The organism is Alloyangia pacifica (assembly GCF_003111685.1).
Classification (GTDB): Bacteria; Pseudomonadota; Alphaproteobacteria; order Rhodobacterales; family Rhodobacteraceae; genus Salipiger; species Salipiger pacificus_A.
The window spans coordinates 67,501-85,023 of the sequence record NZ_CP022192.1 but is presented as its reverse complement, the minus strand read 5'-3'; the positions used below and the strand labels follow the sequence as shown (position 1 = coordinate 85,023).

At 67.5% G+C, this 17,523-nt stretch carries 20 protein-coding genes (1 of these 20 only partly in view); 15 read left to right on the top strand and 5 right to left on the bottom strand.

From position 1 onward, the window contains the following. The first annotated feature begins 48 nt into the window (after positions 1 to 48). The 7 genes from CEW88_RS21880 (at position 49) to CEW88_RS21850 (ending at position 6,378) form a co-directional block, all read left to right on the top strand. Complete coding sequence (locus CEW88_RS21880; protein WP_108970505.1) at positions 49 to 1,179, top strand: S-(hydroxymethyl)glutathione dehydrogenase/class III alcohol dehydrogenase; 1,131 nt, start codon at positions 49 to 51, stop codon at positions 1,177 to 1,179. A 2-nt stretch (positions 1,180 to 1,181) separates the two neighbouring features. Beyond that, positions 1,182 to 2,006 (top strand): S-formylglutathione hydrolase, encoded by an 825-nt coding sequence (gene fghA, locus CEW88_RS21875; RefSeq protein WP_108970504.1) that lies wholly within the window; start codon positions 1,182 to 1,184, stop codon positions 2,004 to 2,006. A 27-nt stretch (positions 2,007 to 2,033) separates the two neighbouring features. After that, positions 2,034 to 2,423, top strand: coding sequence for a c-type cytochrome (locus CEW88_RS21870; RefSeq protein WP_108970503.1), 390 nt, complete (start codon positions 2,034 to 2,036; stop codon positions 2,421 to 2,423). Positions 2,424 to 2,571: 148 nt separating this feature from the next. After that, positions 2,572 to 4,374, top strand: coding sequence for a methanol/ethanol family PQQ-dependent dehydrogenase (locus tag CEW88_RS21865; RefSeq protein ID WP_108970502.1), 1,803 nt, complete (start codon positions 2,572 to 2,574; stop codon positions 4,372 to 4,374). Between the two features lie 90 nt (positions 4,375 to 4,464). Next, positions 4,465 to 4,998, top strand: a complete 534-nt coding sequence (locus tag CEW88_RS21860; protein ID WP_108970501.1) for a c-type cytochrome, methanol metabolism-related — start codon at positions 4,465 to 4,467, stop codon at positions 4,996 to 4,998. Further along, positions 4,982 to 5,836, top strand: coding sequence for a substrate-binding domain-containing protein (locus CEW88_RS21855; protein ID WP_108970500.1), 855 nt, complete (start codon positions 4,982 to 4,984; stop codon positions 5,834 to 5,836). The genes CEW88_RS21860 and CEW88_RS21855 overlap by 17 nt, the downstream gene beginning before the upstream one ends. After that, positions 5,836 to 6,378, top strand: coding sequence for a PQQ-dependent catabolism-associated CXXCW motif protein (locus CEW88_RS21850; RefSeq protein WP_108970499.1), 543 nt, complete (start codon positions 5,836 to 5,838; stop codon positions 6,376 to 6,378). The genes CEW88_RS21855 and CEW88_RS21850 overlap by 1 nt, the downstream gene beginning before the upstream one ends. A 9-nt stretch (positions 6,379 to 6,387) precedes the next feature. On the opposite strand, the gene CEW88_RS21845 is transcribed toward CEW88_RS21850, so the two are convergent. From CEW88_RS21845 to CEW88_RS21835, 3 genes are read right to left on the bottom strand one after another with little or no spacing between them, the layout of a single operon-like run. After that, positions 6,388 to 7,350, bottom strand: a complete 963-nt coding sequence (locus CEW88_RS21845; protein ID WP_108970498.1) for a YncE family protein — start codon at positions 7,348 to 7,350, stop codon at positions 6,388 to 6,390. Continuing rightward, positions 7,313 to 7,864 carry an SRPBCC family protein gene (locus CEW88_RS21840; RefSeq protein ID WP_108970497.1) on the bottom strand — a complete coding sequence of 184 codons (552 nt, stop codon included), beginning with the start codon at positions 7,862 to 7,864 and terminating at the stop codon, positions 7,313 to 7,315. The genes CEW88_RS21845 and CEW88_RS21840 overlap by 38 nt, the downstream gene beginning before the upstream one ends. Continuing rightward, positions 7,861 to 8,352 (bottom strand): DUF3280 domain-containing protein, encoded by a 492-nt coding sequence (locus CEW88_RS21835; protein ID WP_108970496.1) that lies wholly within the window; start codon positions 8,350 to 8,352, stop codon positions 7,861 to 7,863. Before CEW88_RS21835 ends, CEW88_RS21840 begins: the two co-directional genes overlap by 4 nt. Before the next feature lie 141 nt (positions 8,353 to 8,493). Here CEW88_RS21835 and CEW88_RS21830 point away from each other — a divergent pair, with 141 nt between their 5' ends. The 7 genes from CEW88_RS21830 (at position 8,494) to CEW88_RS21800 (ending at position 14,195) form a co-directional block, all read left to right on the top strand. Then, positions 8,494 to 9,705: an ABC transporter substrate-binding protein gene (locus CEW88_RS21830; RefSeq protein WP_108970618.1), complete on the top strand. Its 1,212-nt coding sequence runs from the start codon at positions 8,494 to 8,496 to the stop codon at positions 9,703 to 9,705. A gap of 8 nt (positions 9,706 to 9,713) precedes the next feature. Further along, on the top strand, positions 9,714 to 10,685 hold the full coding sequence (locus CEW88_RS21825) for a YVTN family beta-propeller repeat protein (RefSeq protein WP_108970495.1): 972 nt from the start codon (positions 9,714 to 9,716) through the stop codon (positions 10,683 to 10,685). Positions 10,686 to 10,707: 22 nt separating this feature from the next. Continuing rightward, on the top strand, positions 10,708 to 11,673 hold the full coding sequence (locus CEW88_RS21820; RefSeq protein ID WP_108970494.1) for an ABC transporter substrate-binding protein: 966 nt from the start codon (positions 10,708 to 10,710) through the stop codon (positions 11,671 to 11,673). After that, positions 11,670 to 12,341: an ABC transporter ATP-binding protein gene (locus CEW88_RS21815; protein ID WP_108970493.1), complete on the top strand. Its 672-nt coding sequence runs from the start codon at positions 11,670 to 11,672 to the stop codon at positions 12,339 to 12,341. Before CEW88_RS21820 ends, CEW88_RS21815 begins: the two co-directional genes overlap by 4 nt. Before the next feature lie 16 nt (positions 12,342 to 12,357). Beyond that, complete coding sequence (locus tag CEW88_RS21810; RefSeq protein ID WP_108970492.1) at positions 12,358 to 12,786, top strand: hypothetical protein; 429 nt, start codon at positions 12,358 to 12,360, stop codon at positions 12,784 to 12,786. Between the two features lie 87 nt (positions 12,787 to 12,873). Next, positions 12,874 to 13,287: a hypothetical protein gene (locus tag CEW88_RS21805; RefSeq protein WP_108970491.1), complete on the top strand. Its 414-nt coding sequence runs from the start codon at positions 12,874 to 12,876 to the stop codon at positions 13,285 to 13,287. After that, on the top strand, positions 13,284 to 14,195 hold the full coding sequence (locus CEW88_RS21800) for an ankyrin repeat domain-containing protein (protein WP_108970490.1): 912 nt from the start codon (positions 13,284 to 13,286) through the stop codon (positions 14,193 to 14,195). Before CEW88_RS21805 ends, CEW88_RS21800 begins: the two co-directional genes overlap by 4 nt. Positions 14,196 to 14,201: 6 nt before the next feature. Here CEW88_RS21800 and CEW88_RS21795 read toward each other — a convergent pair whose 3' ends face one another. After that, positions 14,202 to 14,786 carry a c-type cytochrome gene (locus tag CEW88_RS21795; protein WP_108970489.1) on the bottom strand — a complete coding sequence of 195 codons (585 nt, stop codon included), beginning with the start codon at positions 14,784 to 14,786 and terminating at the stop codon, positions 14,202 to 14,204. A 68-nt stretch (positions 14,787 to 14,854) separates the two neighbouring features. After that, entirely contained in the window at positions 14,855 to 16,555 is a 1,701-nt protein-coding gene (locus CEW88_RS21790) for a pyrroloquinoline quinone-dependent dehydrogenase (protein ID WP_430521691.1), read from the bottom strand. Positions 16,556 to 16,642: 87 nt separating this feature from the next. Between CEW88_RS21790 and CEW88_RS21785 the strand changes: the two genes are divergently transcribed. Next, positions 16,643 to 17,523: the 5' portion of a PQQ-dependent catabolism-associated beta-propeller protein gene (locus CEW88_RS21785; protein WP_108970487.1), read on the top strand. 127 nt of this gene lie beyond the right edge of the window; 881 of the gene's 1,008 nt are visible here — the first part of the coding sequence; its start codon is at positions 16,643 to 16,645; the stop codon falls past the right edge of the window.

The window sequence follows — 17,523 nt, the reverse complement described above, 5'->3', positions numbered from 1 at the left end:
CCGCCGCAGCGCGTCGGAAGAAGAAATCTCATTCAGGAGGGAGACTGCATGCGAACCCGTGCAGCCGTGGCTCTCGAGGCCGGAAAACCACTCGAAATCATGGACGTGGAACTCGACGGGCCTAAGGCCGGCGAGGTGCTTGTCGAGATCAAGGCCACCGGGCTTTGCCACACCGACGAGTTCACCCGCTCGGGCGCCGATCCCGAGGGGCTTTTCCCCTCGATCCTCGGCCACGAGGGCGCGGGCGTCGTGCTCGAGGTGGGCGAGGGCGTCACCACGCTCAAGCCCGGCGATCACGTGATTCCGCTCTACACGCCCGAGTGCCGCGAGTGCCCGTCGTGCCTGTCGGGCAAGACCAACCTCTGCACCGCGATCCGAAACACCCAAGGCCAGGGGCTGATGCCCGACGGCACCACGCGCTTCAAGATGCTCGATGGCACGCCGATCTATCACTACATGGGCTGCTCGACCTTCGCCAACCACACGGTGATGCCCGAGATCGCGCTCGCCAAGGTGCGCGACGACGCGCCTTTCGACAAGATCTGCTACATCGGCTGCGGCGTCACCACCGGCATCGGCGCGGTGATCAATACCGCGGGGGTCGAGATCGGTTCGACCGCGGCGGTCTTCGGGCTGGGCGGCATCGGGCTCAACGTGATCCAGGGCCTGCGCATGGCCGGGGCCGACATGATCATCGGCGTCGATCTCAACGACTCCAAGGCCGAGATGGCCAAGAAGTTCGGCATGACCCATTTCGTCAACCCGTCGAAGATCGAGGGCTCGGTCACCCAGGAGATCGTCAACCTCACCAAGCGCGGCGCGGACCAGATCGGCGGCGTGGACTACTCCTTCGACGCCACCGGCAACGTCAAGGTGATGCGCGATGCGCTGGAATGCTCGCACCGCGGCTGGGGCGTGTCGGTGATCATCGGCGTGGCGCCTGCGGGGGCCGAGATCTCGACCCGGCCGTTCCAGCTGGTGACGGGCCGGGTGTGGAAGGGCACCGCCTTCGGCGGCGCCAAGGGCCGCACCGACGTGCCGAAGTTCGTCGATTGGTACATGGACGGCAAGATCGAGATCGACCCGATGATCACCCACAAGCTCAAGCTGGAAGAGATCAACCACGGCTTCGACCTGATGCACGAGGGCAAGTCGATCCGCGCGGTGGTGGAATACTGAGCATGGATGTGGTGGCGGAAAACCGGAGCTTCGACGGCAGGCAGACCGTCTACCGGCATGCCTCGGAGGCCTGCGGCTGCGACATGACCTTCGCGGTCTACCTGCCGCCGCAGGCGGAGCACGGGCCGGTGCCGGTGCTGTGGTACCTCTCGGGGCTGACCTGCACCCATGAGAACGCCATGACCAAGGGCGGCTTCCAGGAGCACGCAGCGCTGCACGGGCTGGCGCTGGTCTTTCCCGACACCAGCCCGCGCGGGCCGGAGGTGGCCGACGACGACGCCTACGACCTGGGGCAGGGGGCGGGGTTCTACGTCAACGCCAAGCGCGACCCGTGGAAGCCGCATTACCGGATGTACGACTACGTGACGCAGGAGCTGCGCGAGATCGTCGCCGGGATCGGCGGCATCGGCGCGCGGCACGGCATCACCGGCCATTCCATGGGCGGGCACGGGGCGCTGACCCTGGCGATGCGCAACCCGCATCTCTACGACAGCCTCTCGGCGTTTTCACCGATCTCGCATCCCACCCGCTCGGACTGGGGGCGCAAGCAGCTCTCGGCCTATCTCGGCGACGACGAGGGCTGCTGGGCGGCGCATGACTCGACGCTGCTGATGGAAGAGCGCGGCTGGAAGGAGGATATCCTGGTCGACCAGGGCGCCTCGGACCAGTTCCTCGAGCTCTTGCAGCCCGAGGCGCTGGCCGAGGCGATGACAAGACGGCGTCAGCCGGGGGTGCTGCGGATGCAGCCCGGCTACGACCATTCGTATTTCTTCGTGAATTCGTTTGCCGGCGACCACGTCGCCTGGCACGCAGCCCGGCTTGCCTGAGTGCGGGCCCAGCAGAGGAGACAAGGCATGTATCAAGGAACGCTCGCAGCCGGACTTATTCTGGCCCTGTCGTCGGGGATGGCCCTCGCCGAGGGGGACGCGGCGAAGGGCGAGAAGGTGTTTCGCAAGTGCCAGGCCTGCCACATGGTGGGCGAGGGGGCGGAGAACCGCGTCGGCCCGGTGCTGACCGGCATCGTGGGACGCGAGATCGCCTCCGTGGAAGACTTCGACTATTCCGACGCGCTCAAGGAGCTTGCCGCTGCCGACGGGACATGGACGCCCGAGGAGCTCGCGGCCTTTCTCGAAAAGCCGCGCGATTTCGCCAAGGGCACCAAGATGTCCTTTCCGGGTCTGCGCAAGGAAGACGAGCGCGCCGACGTGATCGCCTATCTCGCGAGTTTTGGCGGGGGGAGCTGATCATCGCACGCATTTAGATTTTCGGGTTCGGCGGGAGGAGAAGGAGCGCCGGATCCGGATGACCCGACACGGTCTTCACGTGATGCCGAAAGGCGGCCGGGACGGGGCCACGCGGCGGCAACGCCGTAAATCCAAGGGAGAAGGAAAGATGAAGAGACGGCTGCTTCTATCGTCTGGCGCGCTGCTTTGTGCCGCATCCATGTCGATGGCAAACGACGATCTGATGTCGCAGATGGACAACCCGAGCCAATGGGCCATCCAGACCGGCGACTATGCCAACCAGCGCTATTCCGAGCTGGACAAGATCAACAAGGAGAACGTCGGCGACCTGCAGGTCGCCTGGACCTTCTCGACCGGCGTGCTGCGCGGCCACGAGGGCTCGCCGCTCGTAGTCGGGGACACGATGTATGTGCACACCCCGTTCCCCAACATCGTCTACGCGCTCGACCTGAATGACCAGGGCCGGATCAAGTGGCGCTACGAGCCCAAGCAGGATCCGGACGTGATCCCGGTGATGTGCTGCGACACGGTGAACCGCGGCGTGGCCTATGCCGATGGCAAGATCTTCCTGCACCAGGCCGACACCAAGGTCGTGGCGCTCGACGCCGAGACCGGCGAGGTGAAGTGGGAGGTGATGAACGGCGACGCCTCGAAGGGCGAGACCAACACCGCCACGGTGCTGCCGGTCAAGGACAAGATCATCGTCGGCATCTCGGGCGGCGAGTTCGGTGTGCGCGGCCATGTCACCGCCTACAACATGGAGACCGGCGAGCAGGAATGGCGCGCCTGGTCGATGGGCCCGGACGAAGAGATCCTGATGGATCCCGAGAACACCACTCACCTCGGAGAGCCGGTGGGTGCGGACTCGGGGACCAACACCTGGGAGGGCGACCAGTGGATGATCGGCGGCGGCACCACCTGGGGCTGGTATTCCTATGATCCCGAGGCCGACCTCATCTACTACGGCACCGGCAACCCCTCGACCTGGAACCCGGCGCAGCGCCCGGGCGACAACCGCTGGTCGATGACCATCATGGCGCGCGACCCCGACGACGGCATGGCCAAGTGGGTCTACCAGATGACGCCCCATGACGAATGGGACTATGACGGCGTCAACGAGATGATCCTCACCGACCAGGACTTCAATGGCGAGGCGCGCAAGCTGCTGACCCACTTCGACCGGAACGGCATCGGCTATACCATGGACCGGCTGACCGGCGAGCTGCTGGTGGCCGAGAAGTACGACCCGGCGGTGAACTGGACCACCGGCGTCGACATGGATCCGAACTCGGACACCTATGGCCGTCCGGCGGTGGTCGCCGAGTATTCCACCGAGCAGAACGGCGAGGACGTGAACTCGACCGGCATCTGCCCGGCGGCGCTTGGCTCCAAGGACCAGCAGCCGGCGTCCTATTCGCCCAAGACGCAACTCTTCTACGTGCCGACCAACCACGTTTGCATGGACTACGAGCCGTTCCGGGTGAGCTACACCGCCGGTCAGCCCTATGTCGGGGCGACGCTGGCGATGTACCCGGCGCCGGAAAGCCACGGCGGCATGGGCAACTTCATCGCCTGGGACAACATCAATGGTGAGATCAAGTGGTCGCTGCCCGAGCAGTTCTCGGTCTGGTCGGGCGCTCTGGCCACCGCGGGGGACATCGTCTTCTACGGCACGCTCGAGGGCTACCTGAAGGCGGTCGATTCCGAGACGGGCGACGAGCTCTATCGCTTCAAGACCCCCTCGGGGATCATCGGCAACGTGATGACCTACGAGCATGACGGCAAGCAGTACATCGGCATCCTGTCGGGTGTCGGCGGCTGGGCCGGCATCGGTCTTGCGGCCGGTCTGACCAACCCGAACGACGGTCTCGGTGCCGTGGGCGGTTACGCGGCCCTGTCCGACTACACCGCGCTCGGCGGTCAGCTGACGGTCTTTGCGCTCCCGGATTGATCCGCAGCGACCCGAGGCGCCGGCGGGAGACGCATCCCGCCGGCGCATTTCGCAAGAACATCTCACAGAGATCTCCAGGACCTATATGCCATGACCCGAAAGCTCACCCTCCTGACCGCCGCCGGCCTGCTAGCGGGCCTTCCGTTCGCGGGCGCGCTGAGCGCCGCCAACGTCTCCATGGAGGATCCGAATATCGCGGTGGATTACGAGGAAGGCGGCCGCTACTACACCGTGGACGGCGTTCCGACGTTCAACGTCGCCGAGGACGGCACCGTGGACTGGCCGACCTTCTCGGGCTTCCGCCGCTACCACGCCGAGTGCCACGTCTGCCACGGCCCGGACGGCGAGGGATCGACCTACGCGCCGGCGCTGAAGAACTCGGCGATCAACATGGATTACTACGATTTCGTCGATACCGTGGTGAACGGCCGCAAGAAGGTCGGTGCCTCCGAGAACTCGGTGATGCCCGCCTTCGGCACCAACCCCAATGTCATGTGCTATCTCGACGACATCTACACCTATCTCAAGGCGCATGGGTCCGGGGCCATCGGGCGCGGCCGCCCGGCGAAGAAGGAGGCCAAGAGTGAAACCTTCACAGAGATGGAAGATGCCTGCATGGGCTGAGCCCGCACGGGCCGGCCTGCGGGTCGCGGCGCTGGCGCTGCTTGCTGCCGGCGCGGCGGGCTCGGGGCAGGCGCAGACTTCCGACCTCGTCTCCAAGACTGCCTTGCGGGTCTGCGCAGATCCCGCCGCCGATCCCATGTCGATGAAGGATGGCTCGGGTTACGAGAACCGGCTCGCCGAGCTCTTTGCCGAAAAGCTCGGGCGGCCGGTGAGCTACACGTGGTTTCCCATGGCCACGGGCTTTATCCGTCAGACGCTGAAGGCCGGCAGGTGCGACGTGGTGATGGGCTATGCGCAGGGCCACGAGCTGGTGCTGAACACCAACCACTACATGACCTCGGCCTACGTTCTGGTGGTGCCCGAGGATGGCCCCCTTGCCGGGGTCACCACGCTGTCGGACCCGGCGCTGCAGGGGCGCAAGCTGGGGGTGATCGCCGGCTCGCCGCCCGCCACCCACATGGCGCGGCACGGGCTGATCGGCAAGGCGCGCTCCTACGCGCTGGTCGTCGACCGGCGAGTCGAAAGCCCGGCCAGCGACATGCTCGACGATCTCGCCGCGGGCGAGATCGATGCCGCGGTGCTCTGGGGGCCGATCGGCGGGCCGCTGATCAAGCGGGACCACCCAGGTCTGAAGGTGACGCCGCTGATAAACGAGGCCGGGGCGCCGAAGCTCTTTTACCGGATCACCATGGGGGTGCGGCAGGGTGAGAAAGTCTGGCAGCGCCAGCTCAACTCGCTGATCCGCCGCAACCAGTCCGAGATCGATGCGCTGTTGACCGAGGCCGGGGTGCCGCTGCTCGACGACATGGGCGCGCGGGCGCTGGACGTGGGGCAGTGATGTCGGGGCCGGGACGCGTCTGGCTGGCGCTGGCGGCGCTGGTCCTTTGCGGTCCGGCGCTCGCGCAGGTGCCCGAGCCCGAGGGCTACCGGATGGAGGAGTACCGCGCGCCGGTGCCCGCCTCCCTGGAGGGCGGCACGGTGGTCGATGTCGCGCAGGCGCATCGGCTCTGGGAGACGGGCGCGGCGGCTTTCATCGACGTGCTGCCGCGCCCCCCGAAGCCGGACACGCTGCCCGAGGGCACGGTCTGGCGCGACAAGCCGCGCGACAGCATTCCCGGGGCGATCTGGCTTCCCAACACCGGCTACGGGGCGCTCGGCGCGCCTGAGGAGGCCTATCTGCGCGCGGGGCTCGCGGCGGCGAGCGGCGGCGATCTTGCGCATCCGCTGGTGTTTTTCTGCCTCGCCGACTGCTGGATGAGTTGGAACGCGGCAAAGCGGGCGCTGAGCTATGGCTACGCGTCCGTTTCCTGGCTGCCCGTGGGGACAGACGGGTGGGCCGCGGCGGGATACCCGCTCGAGAGGGTCTCGCCGCGGCAGTGACCGGGGCGGTCAGTCACCGGTTGCGAGGATGAAGGCGCCGAAGGCGCGCGGGCCGTCGGCGGTGTCCAATTCGGCGACCACCTCGAGCGATCGCGCGTCGATCAGGCTGAGCGTGTTGTCGAACCAGTTGGCCACGGCGATACGCCCGTCCGAGGTGGCGGCGATGCCCTCGGGGTAGTCGCCCACCGCGAGTTCGGCGAGCGGTTCCAGCGTGTCGAGCGCGATCACGCTGACCGTCCCGGCATACTGATTGCTGACAAAGGCCCGCCCGGCGGCGAAGGCGACGCCGTAGGGCCGGTCGCCGACGGCAAGGGTCGCCAGCCGCGCCCCCGAGGTGGGGTCGATCACCGTCACATCGTTGCTGCCGACATTGCCGACGAAAAGCCGCCCGTCGGGGGCGAAGCCAAGCCCGAAAGGCCGCGTGCCCACCGGCACCCTGCGGGCAAGCGTCATGGTTTCGGCATCATAGACGCTCACCCGGTCGGCATCGCGCTCGGCGGCGGCGAGCAGCGCGCCGTCGGGCGACAGCGCCAGCCCGGCGGGGGCGGCGCCGGCGGGCAGCTCGGTGATGACCTTCAGCGTTTCGGCCTCAAGCACCCAGAGCCGGGCGTTGTACCAGTCTGACACGTAAAGGCGCGACCGATCCGCGTCCAGCGCGGCGCCCATCGGGCCGCCGTCCAGCACCGCCTCGGCCAGCACCGTGCCCCCTGGCCCATGGCGGCGCACGGTCCTGGCGTCCGGGGCCACGGTGTAGACCGTGCCGTCCGGGCCCACCACCACTCCCGCGGGCTTGCCGGGAACGCTCCAGCGGACGGTCTCGGCGCCGGTCTCGAGGTCGAGCACCGAGAGCGCATCGCCGTTCTGGCAGGTCACGAAGGCAAGGTCCGCCGCTGCGGAACCCGCGGCGACGGTCAGCAGCGCGGCGAGCGCCAGCTCAGGAGCCCGGCGCACCGAACCGCTCGACCAGCGCATCGAGCCCGGCCTTGTAGACGCCGGTGACCGCGGCGATGGCGGCCTCGTCGTTCAGCTCGGGGGGCGGGTCGTTGTTGGGATAGCCGCGGTAGAAGGCGCCGCGCCATTCGACCGTGGAGCCGCCACCTTCGCGCGGGAGCACCGTCAGATGCGAGGAGTAGTTGGTCACCGGCAGCACCTCGACCGCGACATCGGTGATCCGGTAGCTGTAGGACATCTTCTCGGCGCTGTACTTGTAGAGCACCTCGTCGATCCTCGGCCCCGAGGCGCCCTGGTCCGACAGATAGAGCGCGCGCGTGGCGTCGATCTCGTTGCCGCCGGTGCCCTCCTGCGAGACCACGGCGGGGTGCCAACTCATGTCCTGGAAATCGCCGATCGCTTCCCAGACCTCGGCGGGTTCGGCGGCGACATCGGCGGTCACCGTGACCTTCTGCCGGGTTGGCCCGTGCGCCATGGCCGCGGCGGGCATCAGCGCCAGCGCGGCCCCCGCGAGCAGCAGGTTGCGTCTTTTCATTTGGTCTCCTCCCTAAAAATCCCCGTGCGCAGGATGTAGTCCATGCCCCGGCGCCAGCTTTCATCCGTGTTCGAGCGGATATCGACGACCCGTCCCTTGACCGTCTGGCCGCTTTCCACGTCGCGCAGTTGCAGGTTCATCGACAGGATCAGGTTCGAGACTTTCTGAACCTCTCCGACGAGTGCGTAATCGGCCCCGAGCTTGGTGGCCATGCGGGTGTCGCAGCCGTAGCACTTGGCGGGGTTGACGATGCGGTCCAGCTCCTCGGCGACGGGGCCGAGGTCCAGCAGATCGTAGCCTTCGTCGGCGAACCGCGCGCGCACCATCTCCTCGAGCAGGGTGATGCGGGCCAGCTCGGCCGGGTCCTGGCCAAGCTCGGCGGTCTGCAGCGAGCTGTCGAGGAAGGTGATGCCGAAGAAAGCCACCTTCTCGCCCGCGACGGCGGGGGAGCAGAGCATCAGCACGAGCAGGAGGGGGCGGGTAAGCATCGCTGCCTTCTTAGAAATTAAGAGTCGCCGACAATCGTGCCGCCGTTACCCTGTGTCTCGCAACCGAACCGAAAGTATCGGTTCACCGCTTCGCCCCGGGAGGGGCAGAGTGGACATGGGGCCCGACGGATGGACGCGGGCATGGAGGAGAACGTGCCGAAGAGTTTTGTCCCGCTGCTGGCCGCGGCTGCGCTTGGCGTCGCCGCCTGTCTGGCCGCCCCGGCGGCCCGGGCGGTGGAAGTCCGCGCGGGCGTGCTGCGGGTGGATTACCCAGCGCTGCTGCCGATCTCGCGCTACGACGCCCGGCCCGAGGATCTCGATTTTGCCGGGGCGGTGCTGGCGGACGAGGACAATGCGACCACCGGCGCCTTCCTGGGCCACACCTACGAGACCGAAAGCGCCGCCACCCCGCCCGAGGGGGCCTTGGCGGCGCTCGACGAGATGCTGGCGAAGGGCATCCGTTACGTGGTGGTGGATGCGCAGGCCGGCGACTTGCTGGCGCTCGCCGATCGCGCGGCGGAGTTGGGGGCGCTGGTGCTCAATGCCTCGGCGCCCGACATGGCGCTGCGCGGCGCCGAGTGCCGGGCGAACCTGCTGCACATCGCGCCGTCCTTTGCGATGAAGGCCGACGCCATCGCGCAATTCGCCGTCTGGAAGAAATGGCCGCGCTGGCTGCTGGTGAGCGGCTCCAACCCCGAGGACAGGGCGCTGGCCGAGGCCTATCGCCGCGCCGCCACGAAGTTCGGCGCCAAGATCGTCGAGGAGCGCGAGTTCGAGGACACCGGCGGGGCGCGGCGCACCGACACCGGTCATGCGATGGTGCAGCGCCAGCTGCCGACCTTCCTGCAGCGCACCAAGGAGCATGACCTCGTCATCGCCGCCGACGCCACCGATTATTTCGCCGCCTACCTGCCCTATCACCTCTGGACACCGCGCCCGGTCATGGGCAGCGCCGGTCTGCGCCCCGTGACCATGCACGGCGCGCATGAGGCCTGGGGCGCGACGCAGTTCCAGACCCGCTTCGAGAAGCTCGCCCGCCGCCATGTGACCGAAGAGGATTACAACACCTGGCTGGCGCTGCGCGTGCTCGGCGAGGCGGTGACCCGCACCGGCAGCAACGATCCCGCCGAGCTGGAGGAGTATATCCTGTCGGACGCCTTTGAGCTGGCCGCCTTCAAGGGGCAGAAGGTGACCTTCCGCGACTGGAACGGCCAGCTGCGCCAGCCGATCCTGCTCTATGACGACCGCATCACCGTCAGCGTCAGCCCGCAAGAGGGCTTCCTGCACCAGGTCTCGCCGCTCGACACGCTGGGGCTCGACCGTCCCGAGTCGGGCTGCACGGCCTTCCAATGAGGACTCCGATGAAATCTCTCATGCTCTCCACCGCGCTCTGCCTTGCCGCTTCGGGCGCTCTGGCCGGAAAGGCCTTTGTCTCGAACGAGCGCGGCAATACGATCACCGTGCTCGACACCGAAAGCTGGGAGGTGATCACCGAGTTCGAGGGCGGCAACCGCCCGCGCGGCATCACCCTCTCGCCCGACGGCAAGCTGCTGTATGTCTGCGCCTCGGATGACGACACGGTGCGGGTTTTCGATACCGAGACCTACGAGGAGCTTTATACGCTGCCCTCCGGGCCGGACCCGGAGCTCTTCGTGCTCGATCGCTCGGGCAGCCCGCTCTACATCGCCAATGAGGATGACAACCTCGTCACGGTGACCGACACGCAGACCCATACCATCCTTGCCGAGGTGCCGGTGGGGGTCGAGCCCGAGGGGATGGCGATCTCGCCCGACCACAAGTGGGTGGTGAACACCTCGGAAACCACGAACATGGCGCATTTCATCTCGACCGAGGATTACAAGATCAAGCACAATATCCTCGTCGACCAGCGCCCGCGCTACGCTGAATACACCGCCGACGGCACGCGGCTTTTCGTCAGCGCCGAGATCGGCGGCACGGTCAGCGTCATCGATATCGCCGAAGACGGCACGCCGACGCTGAAGCAGAAGATCGGCTTCGAGGTGCCCGGCGTGCTGCCCGAGTGGCTGCAGCCGGTGGGGATCAGGGCGACTTCGGACGGCAGCCGCATCTTCGTGGCATTGGGGCCTGCCAACCGCGTGGCGGTGATTGACGGGACAAGCCTCGAGGTTGTGGACTATATCATGGTGGGGCAGCGGGTCTGGCAAATGGCCTTTACCCCCGGCGAGGAGTTCCTGGTGACCACCAACGGCAATTCCAACGACATCACGGTGATCGACGTGGCCGCGGAAAAGGCGATCAAGTCGGTCCAGGTGGGGCAGCAGCCCTGGGGCGTGGCGATCACGCCGAACTGAACGGCAAGGGGAGACGAGGCTGATGAAGGGATTTCTGACCGCGCTGGTGCTGGGCTGTGCCGCCGCGCTTCCGGCCGCCGCGCAGGACCTGCCGGTTGTCCGCGCCGCGGTGCTGAAAATCGGCACGGTGAACTGGGAGCTCGAGACGATCACCGCGAACGGCTTCGACACCGCGCATGGCTTCAAGCTCGAGATGGTGCCCTATGCCGACAATGGCGCCACCCGCATCGCGGTCGAGGGCGGCGAGGCCGACATGGCGGTGGCCGACTGGATCTGGGTCGCCCGCCAGCGCGCCGAGGGCAAGGACTACGTGGTGATCCCCTATTCCCGCGCGGTGGGCGGGCTGCTCGTGCCGGGCGGCTCGGACGCCGAGACGCTGGCCGATCTGAGGGGCGGCAAGATCGGCATTGCCGGCGGGCCGCTCGACAAGTCGTGGCTGATCCTGCGCGCCTACGCGCGCCAGGAGTTCGGCATGGACCTGAAGGCCGAGACCGAGCAGGTCTTCGGCGCGCCGCCGCTGATCTTCAAGTCCGGGCTCTCTGGGGACTACGCCGGGGCGATCAACTTTTGGCACTACCTTGCCAAGATGAAGGCGGCGGGGATGCGCGAGCTGATCTCGGTGGAGCGTGCCGCAGAGGCGCTGGGGCTCGATCCCGACGTGCCGCTGCTGGGGTATTACTTCAAGCAGGACTTCCTTGCCGGCCACGAGGGGCTGGCGCAGGCCTTCTACGAGGCGAGCCGCGACGCCAAGGCGCTGTTGGCCGAGGATGCAACCTCCTGGGAGGCGCTGCGCCCGCAGATGAACGCTTCGAGCGACGCGCAGTTCGAGCAGCTTCGCGGCGACTGGCTGGCCGGGGTGCCGCAGCGCGGGCCGGTGGATGCCGCGGCGGCGGACCAGCTCTTGTCGCTGATGGCCGAGCTTGGCGGTGCCGAGTTGGTGGGGCAGGCGGACCACGTGCCGGACGGGCTCTTCGCGGAGGTGCAATGAGCCCGAACATCCGACCCGAGGACGGGCGCGTCGTGCCTCTGCACCCCAAGCTCGCGGACCCGGGTGCGGTGCGCGTCGAGATTCGCTCGAAGCGTTTCGGCGGGACCGAGGTGCTGCGCAACGTGCATTTCACCGTCTCGCGCGGCGAGACCGTGGCGCTGCTGGGACCGTCGGGCATCGGCAAGTCGACCCTGCTGCGCATTGTCGCCGGGCTCGACCCCGAGTTCGAGGGCGAGATCACCCGCCCCACGCATATGGCCATGGTCTTCCAGGAGCCGACGCTGATGCCGTGGCGCAGCGCCCTGCAGAACCTGACGCTGGTGCACCCCGAGCTGAGCGAGGGGGATGCCCGCGCGGCGCTCGACCGGGTCGGGCTGAAGGGGCGCCACGATGCCTACCCGCGCAGCCTTTCGCTCGGGCAGCAGCGTCGCCTCGCGCTGGCGCGGGCCTTTGCCGGGCGGCTGGACATGCTGGTGATGGACGAACCCTTCGTCTCGCTCGATCCCGAGCTTGCCGAAGCGATGCTGGCGCTGACAGAGGAGCTGATCACCGAGCTGCGCCCGGCGGTGCTCTTTGTCACCCACGCCCGCATCGAAGCCGAACGATTGGCCAGCCGCATCCTGCACCTGCAGGGTCAGCCCGCCACACTGACCCCGCATCTGGTCTGAAGGAGGAGATCCGACCATGAAACCCACCCTGATCGCCGCCGCGCTCGTCGCGATGGCGCTGCCTGCTGCTGCGCATGAGTACGGTTTTGCCGGCATCCTGTCGCACGAGAACTCCGAGGAAATGCCCGAGATCACCCTTTCGGTCGGCAAACCGCTGGCCGAGGGGCCGATCACGCTGAAGTCGGGCATGGTCTATGAGTTGGAAATCACCGCCGATGGCTCGGGCGAGCTGGGCCTCGAAGGGCCGGGCTTCTTCCGCGCGATCTGGGTCAACGAGGTGGTGGTGAACGGGCTCGAGATCCGCCCCTACGGGCTCGAGAGCGTCGAGTTCGATCAGGCCGGCGAGATGGAGATCGAGTTTCTCGCCATCAAGCCGGGGCAATACCACCTGAAGATCCCCGGCTCCACCGGCGAGAGCCAGCGGGTCGAAATCACCATCCAGTAACCCTGTGGTTGAGTAAAGGGCGGGCGGTGCAATTTGCCTGCCCGCCGTGCCGATGCTAGGTTTTCCGCATCTTGCGGAGGGCGTGGAATGACGGGCAGGCTTGGTCTTCTTGCGATCGCGCTCGCGATGCTCGCGGGCACCGCGCAGGCGGAGGATCCCACGCGGCGCGCCGAACGTCTGGAGCCCTTGGCGCTGCGCGCCGCCGAGGGGTTCTCGGTCACCCGCTACGAGATCGAGACCGGGGTCTACTATCGCTGGCGCATCGAGAGCGACGGGCTCGAGGAGTACAAGCTGCTCGCCCCCGAGCTGTTCCGCGAGAGCTGGATCGACCAGGTCGTGATCGAGGACCGGGAGGTGAGGCCCTACGGGCTGCACGCCGTGGAATTCGACGACGCGGGCGAGATCGACATCTGGTTCATTCCGCAGCGGCCCGGTGAGTACCCCTTCCACATAGAGGGGCTCGACACCCAGGGCTTCCGCGGCGTGATGGTGGTGAAATGAGGCGGGCGGCGGGGCTGGGGCTCGTGCTGCTGGCGCTGGGTGGAGGCGGGGCCCTTGCCCAGCCCGCCGCGCCGGTCTGCAGCGCGCTCGAGACCCGCCTGTCGCAATCCCGCGCCGCGCTCGAGGGGCGCGTTCTGAACGAGGCGCTGTTCGAGGCGGCGGCGCTCGACTGTCCCGAGACCGCGCGGCGCCTTCTGGAGCAGGGTGCCTCGGTCGAGGCGCGCAACAGGGTCGGCGGAACCCCCCTCAACATCGCCGCGGCGCGCGGCGCGCGCGAGATCGCGGCGGAGCTGCTGGCGCGGGGGGCGCAGATCGACCATGCCACCCTCGGCGGCGTCACGCCCCTGCTCGGCGCCGTGCAGGAGGGGCGGCGGCGCATGGTGGCGCAGCTCATCGAGGCCGGGGCGGACGTGAACCTTGCCAGCCGCGAGGGGGTGACGCCGGTGATGGCGGCGGCCTTCGATGGCGATGCACGGATGCTTTCGATGCTGCTCGACGCCGGGGGCGATCCAAAGGCCGAGGACCGTCGCGGCAAGGGGGCGCTGACCTATGCGGCCGGACGGGCCTTTGCCGGCATTGTCGCGGCGCTTCTGGAAGCGGGGGCCGAGGCCGACCGGGTGTGGGGCCACGATCTGACCGCGCTGATGTGGGCGGCAGGCCATGCCAATGACGCGCCTGCGCCGGACGGGGTCGAGACCGCGCGGGTTCTGCTGGCGGCGGGCGCGCGGATCGACCGGCAGGACGACCGGGGGCGCACCGCGCTGATGATCGCCGCCGAGCGCGGCCATGCGCAGATGGTGGCTTTCCTGCTGGACGCGGGGGCCGACCCCGAGCGGCGCGACGGGCAGGGCAAGCGCGCGGCCGACCTTGCCGCCGGGAGCGAGATCGCCGCCCTGCTCGGGCGCTGAGCCGGGCTAGCGGATCACGAGGCTGGCGAGGTAGCGCGACATCGCCTCGATCGTCGGCGCGTCGTATTGCTTCATGAGGTTGGTCATGTCGGGCGCATTCATCCGCACCTCGTTCTTGAAGTCGTGCATGGTCTTCGACAGGTAGCCCGCCTGCTGACCGGCCAGCCGGGGAATGCGGCTGTCGCCCTGCCACTTGCCGTGACAGGCGCTGCATTGGCCGGCGGTGAAGGCCGTGTTTGCGAGCGCCTCGTCGCCGTCCTGGGCCTGCGAGGGGATCGCGGGCCAGGTCTGGGCGGCAAAATGCTCGGCGAGCTGCTTGGCCTGGTCCTTGTCGTAATCGGCGGCGATCCCGGTCATGATCTCGTTCTCGCGGCGCCCGGCAGCGTAATCGCGCAGCTGGGTGTAGATGTAGAAATACTGCTGGCCCCAGATCGCCGGGTAGTCCGGGTCGACCGGGACGCCGTCCTCGCCATGGCAGCCGGTGCAGATCGCCACCTCGTCGTCGAGCACGAAGCCGTCCTTGGCGCTGGCGGGGGGGGCGAGAGCCGTGGCGGCCAGGAGCACGAGCAACCGGGCGGAGCGCAATGTCATGATGGGGTCTCCCTGAAGAATGGGGGCGGACCCGGAGCCCGCCCCGATGTCAGCACCTGCGCCTTGCCTCAGTCGGCAAGCGTGAAGGCGATGATGTTGTTGCCGCGCTTGTAGTTGAGCTGGGAGTTCCCGCCCGCGGCGACGACGATGTACTGCTGACCCTCGACCGTGTAGCTCGATGGTGGGGCATTGACGCCCGCCCCGGCCTGGAAGCGCCAGAGCTCGCCGCCATTGGAGCTGTCATACGCCTTGAAGAGCCCGTTGCCCTCGCCGGTGAACACGAGCCCGCCGGCGGTGGCCAGCACCCCGCCGATCATCGGCTCGGCGGTGCGCACCTGCCAGGCGATGTCGCCGGTGTTGTAGTCGACCGCGGTGATATTGCCCCATTGCGCTTCGTCGGGGATCACGTCGAAGGAGCCGCCGAGCCAGATCTTGCCCTCGGGGTAGGGGGTTGAGCGCACCGTGTAGGTCATCGGCTGGTGCAGGTTGATCGCGTAGGTCAGATGCAGGTCGGGATCGATTGCCATGGGCGACCACTCGACGCCGCCATTGGCGCCGGGCAGCATCCGCGCCCCCTCGGCGGTGGGCAGGGTCCACATGTCTTCTTGCGGGACCATCGCCTCGGAGAAGCGGATCAGCGAGCAATCGTCGGCCTTGTGCACGTAGACATGGCCGGTCTTGCCGCCATGCAGGATACCCTTCACCTCGTTGCCCGCGTCATCCCTCACCGTGGTGATGATCGGCGGCGAGACCGCGTCGAGGTCCCAGACGTCATGCGCGATGTACTGGAAGTGGCAGATGTACTCGCCGGTATCGAGATTCACCGACACGAGACTGTCGGTATAGAGGTTGTCGCCCGGGCGCAGGCTGCCGTCGAGGTCGGGCGACGGATTGCCCACCACGAAGTAGATGCGCCGTTCGGCGAGATCGACCGCAGGGTTCTGCCAGACGCCGCCGCCCAGCGTCTCGTAGGGATCGCCCATGCTTTCGAGCGCGGCTTTCTCGGCCTCGATGTCGCGGTGCATGTCGCGGCCGGTGGCGTCATGCGTCGCCCAGACCCCTACCGAATCTTCGGGCACGGTGTTGAAGGTCCAGATCAGCTCTCCGGTTTCGGTGTCGAAGGCCTTCACGAAGCCGCGGATGCCGTATTCGCCGCCGTTCGTGCCGATCAGCACCATGTTCTCGACCACAGAGGGCGCCATGGTCTCGGAATAGCCGAGCTCGGCGTCGGCGATCTGCGTCTCCCAGAGCTGCTTGCCGGTCTTGGCGTCGAGCGCCACCAGCTTGGCATCCAGCGTGCCCATGAAGACCTTGTCGCCGGCGACCGCCACGCCGCGGTTGTTGGGCCCGCAACAATAGGTGGTGACCGGGCCCATCGAGTGCTTGTGGTGCCAGATCTGCGCCCCGGTCCGCGCGTCGAGCGCGTAGACCTCGTTGAAGGCGGTGGTGATGTACATCACCCCGTTCACCACGATCGGCGAGGTTTCCATCGAATCGACGATGTCGGTCTGGAAAATCCACGCCGGGCGCAGGCTCCGGACATTGCCGGTATTGATCTGGCTTGCGGGGTAGTAGCGCGTCTGCGCGTAGTTGCCGTTGGTGTGCAGAAAGTTGTTGCCGTCGCCCGCGGCCCTCGAAAGCATGCTTTGCGTCACCGACTGCAAGTCGCCGTAAAGTGTGCTCGCCGAGGTTTCGTCTTGAGCATGTGCGGAGCCAGAGGCAATCAGCGCCGCCAGGCAACTGGCGGCGAGTGTCGACCAATCACGCATAACCATATCCTCCCAAGGTTTGCGTTGTAGATCTTTGTTAGCTTACGTAGGGTAAACCAAATGTGTTTAGAAAAATAGCACAGTCTCATGCGCCCGAGTTCGATCCCCAGTTTGCTCATTCGGGCCGCGTTCCTCGCCGCGGTGGCGGGGCCGGTCTGCGCCCAGTCGGGAAGGGAAGAAGGCGCGGCGACGGGCATGGCAATTGTCTCGGACGAGCGCGGCGACACGCTGAGCATTCTCTCGCCCGGCCTGAAACTGGTGCGCACCATCGAGACCTGTGCCCGCCCGCGCGGCGTGCATTTCAGCGCCGATCATGCGTCGTTCTACGTGGGCTGCGCCGATGACGACACGATCGCCATCTACGACACCGCCTCGCTCGAGCTCACCGGGCGCATCCGCGGCGTCCCCGCCCCCGAGACCTTCGATCTGCACCCCGACGGGCGGCGGCTGATCGTGTCGAACGAGGAGGACGCCACGGCCTCGGTCATCGACATCGAGACCGGCGAGCTTTTGGCGGAATATCTCACCGGCGAGGAGCCCGAGGGGGTGCAGGTTACCCCCGACGGGCGGCTCGTCTTCGTCGCCTCCGAGGCCGCCAATCTCGTGCATGTGATCGATCTGGAGGCGGAGGCAGTGATCGCCGACATCCTCGTCGACACGCGGCCCCGCCGTTTCGCGCTGACCCCCGATGGCAAGGAACTCTGGGTCTCGGCGGAGCTTGCCGGCATCGTCGACATCATCGACGTCGAGACGCTGAAGCTGGTCGGCGACGTTCCCTTCCTGCCCACGGGGTTCCGCGCCGAGCAGGTGACGCCGGTGGATCTCGAGATCTCTGCCGACGGGCAGCGCGCTTACGTGGCGCTCGGGCGGGCCAATCACGTGGCGGTGGTGGACGTGCCGAAGCGCAAGGTGATCGACTACATCCTGGTCGGCAGCCGTGCCTGGGGGCTGGCGCTGACCGCGGACCA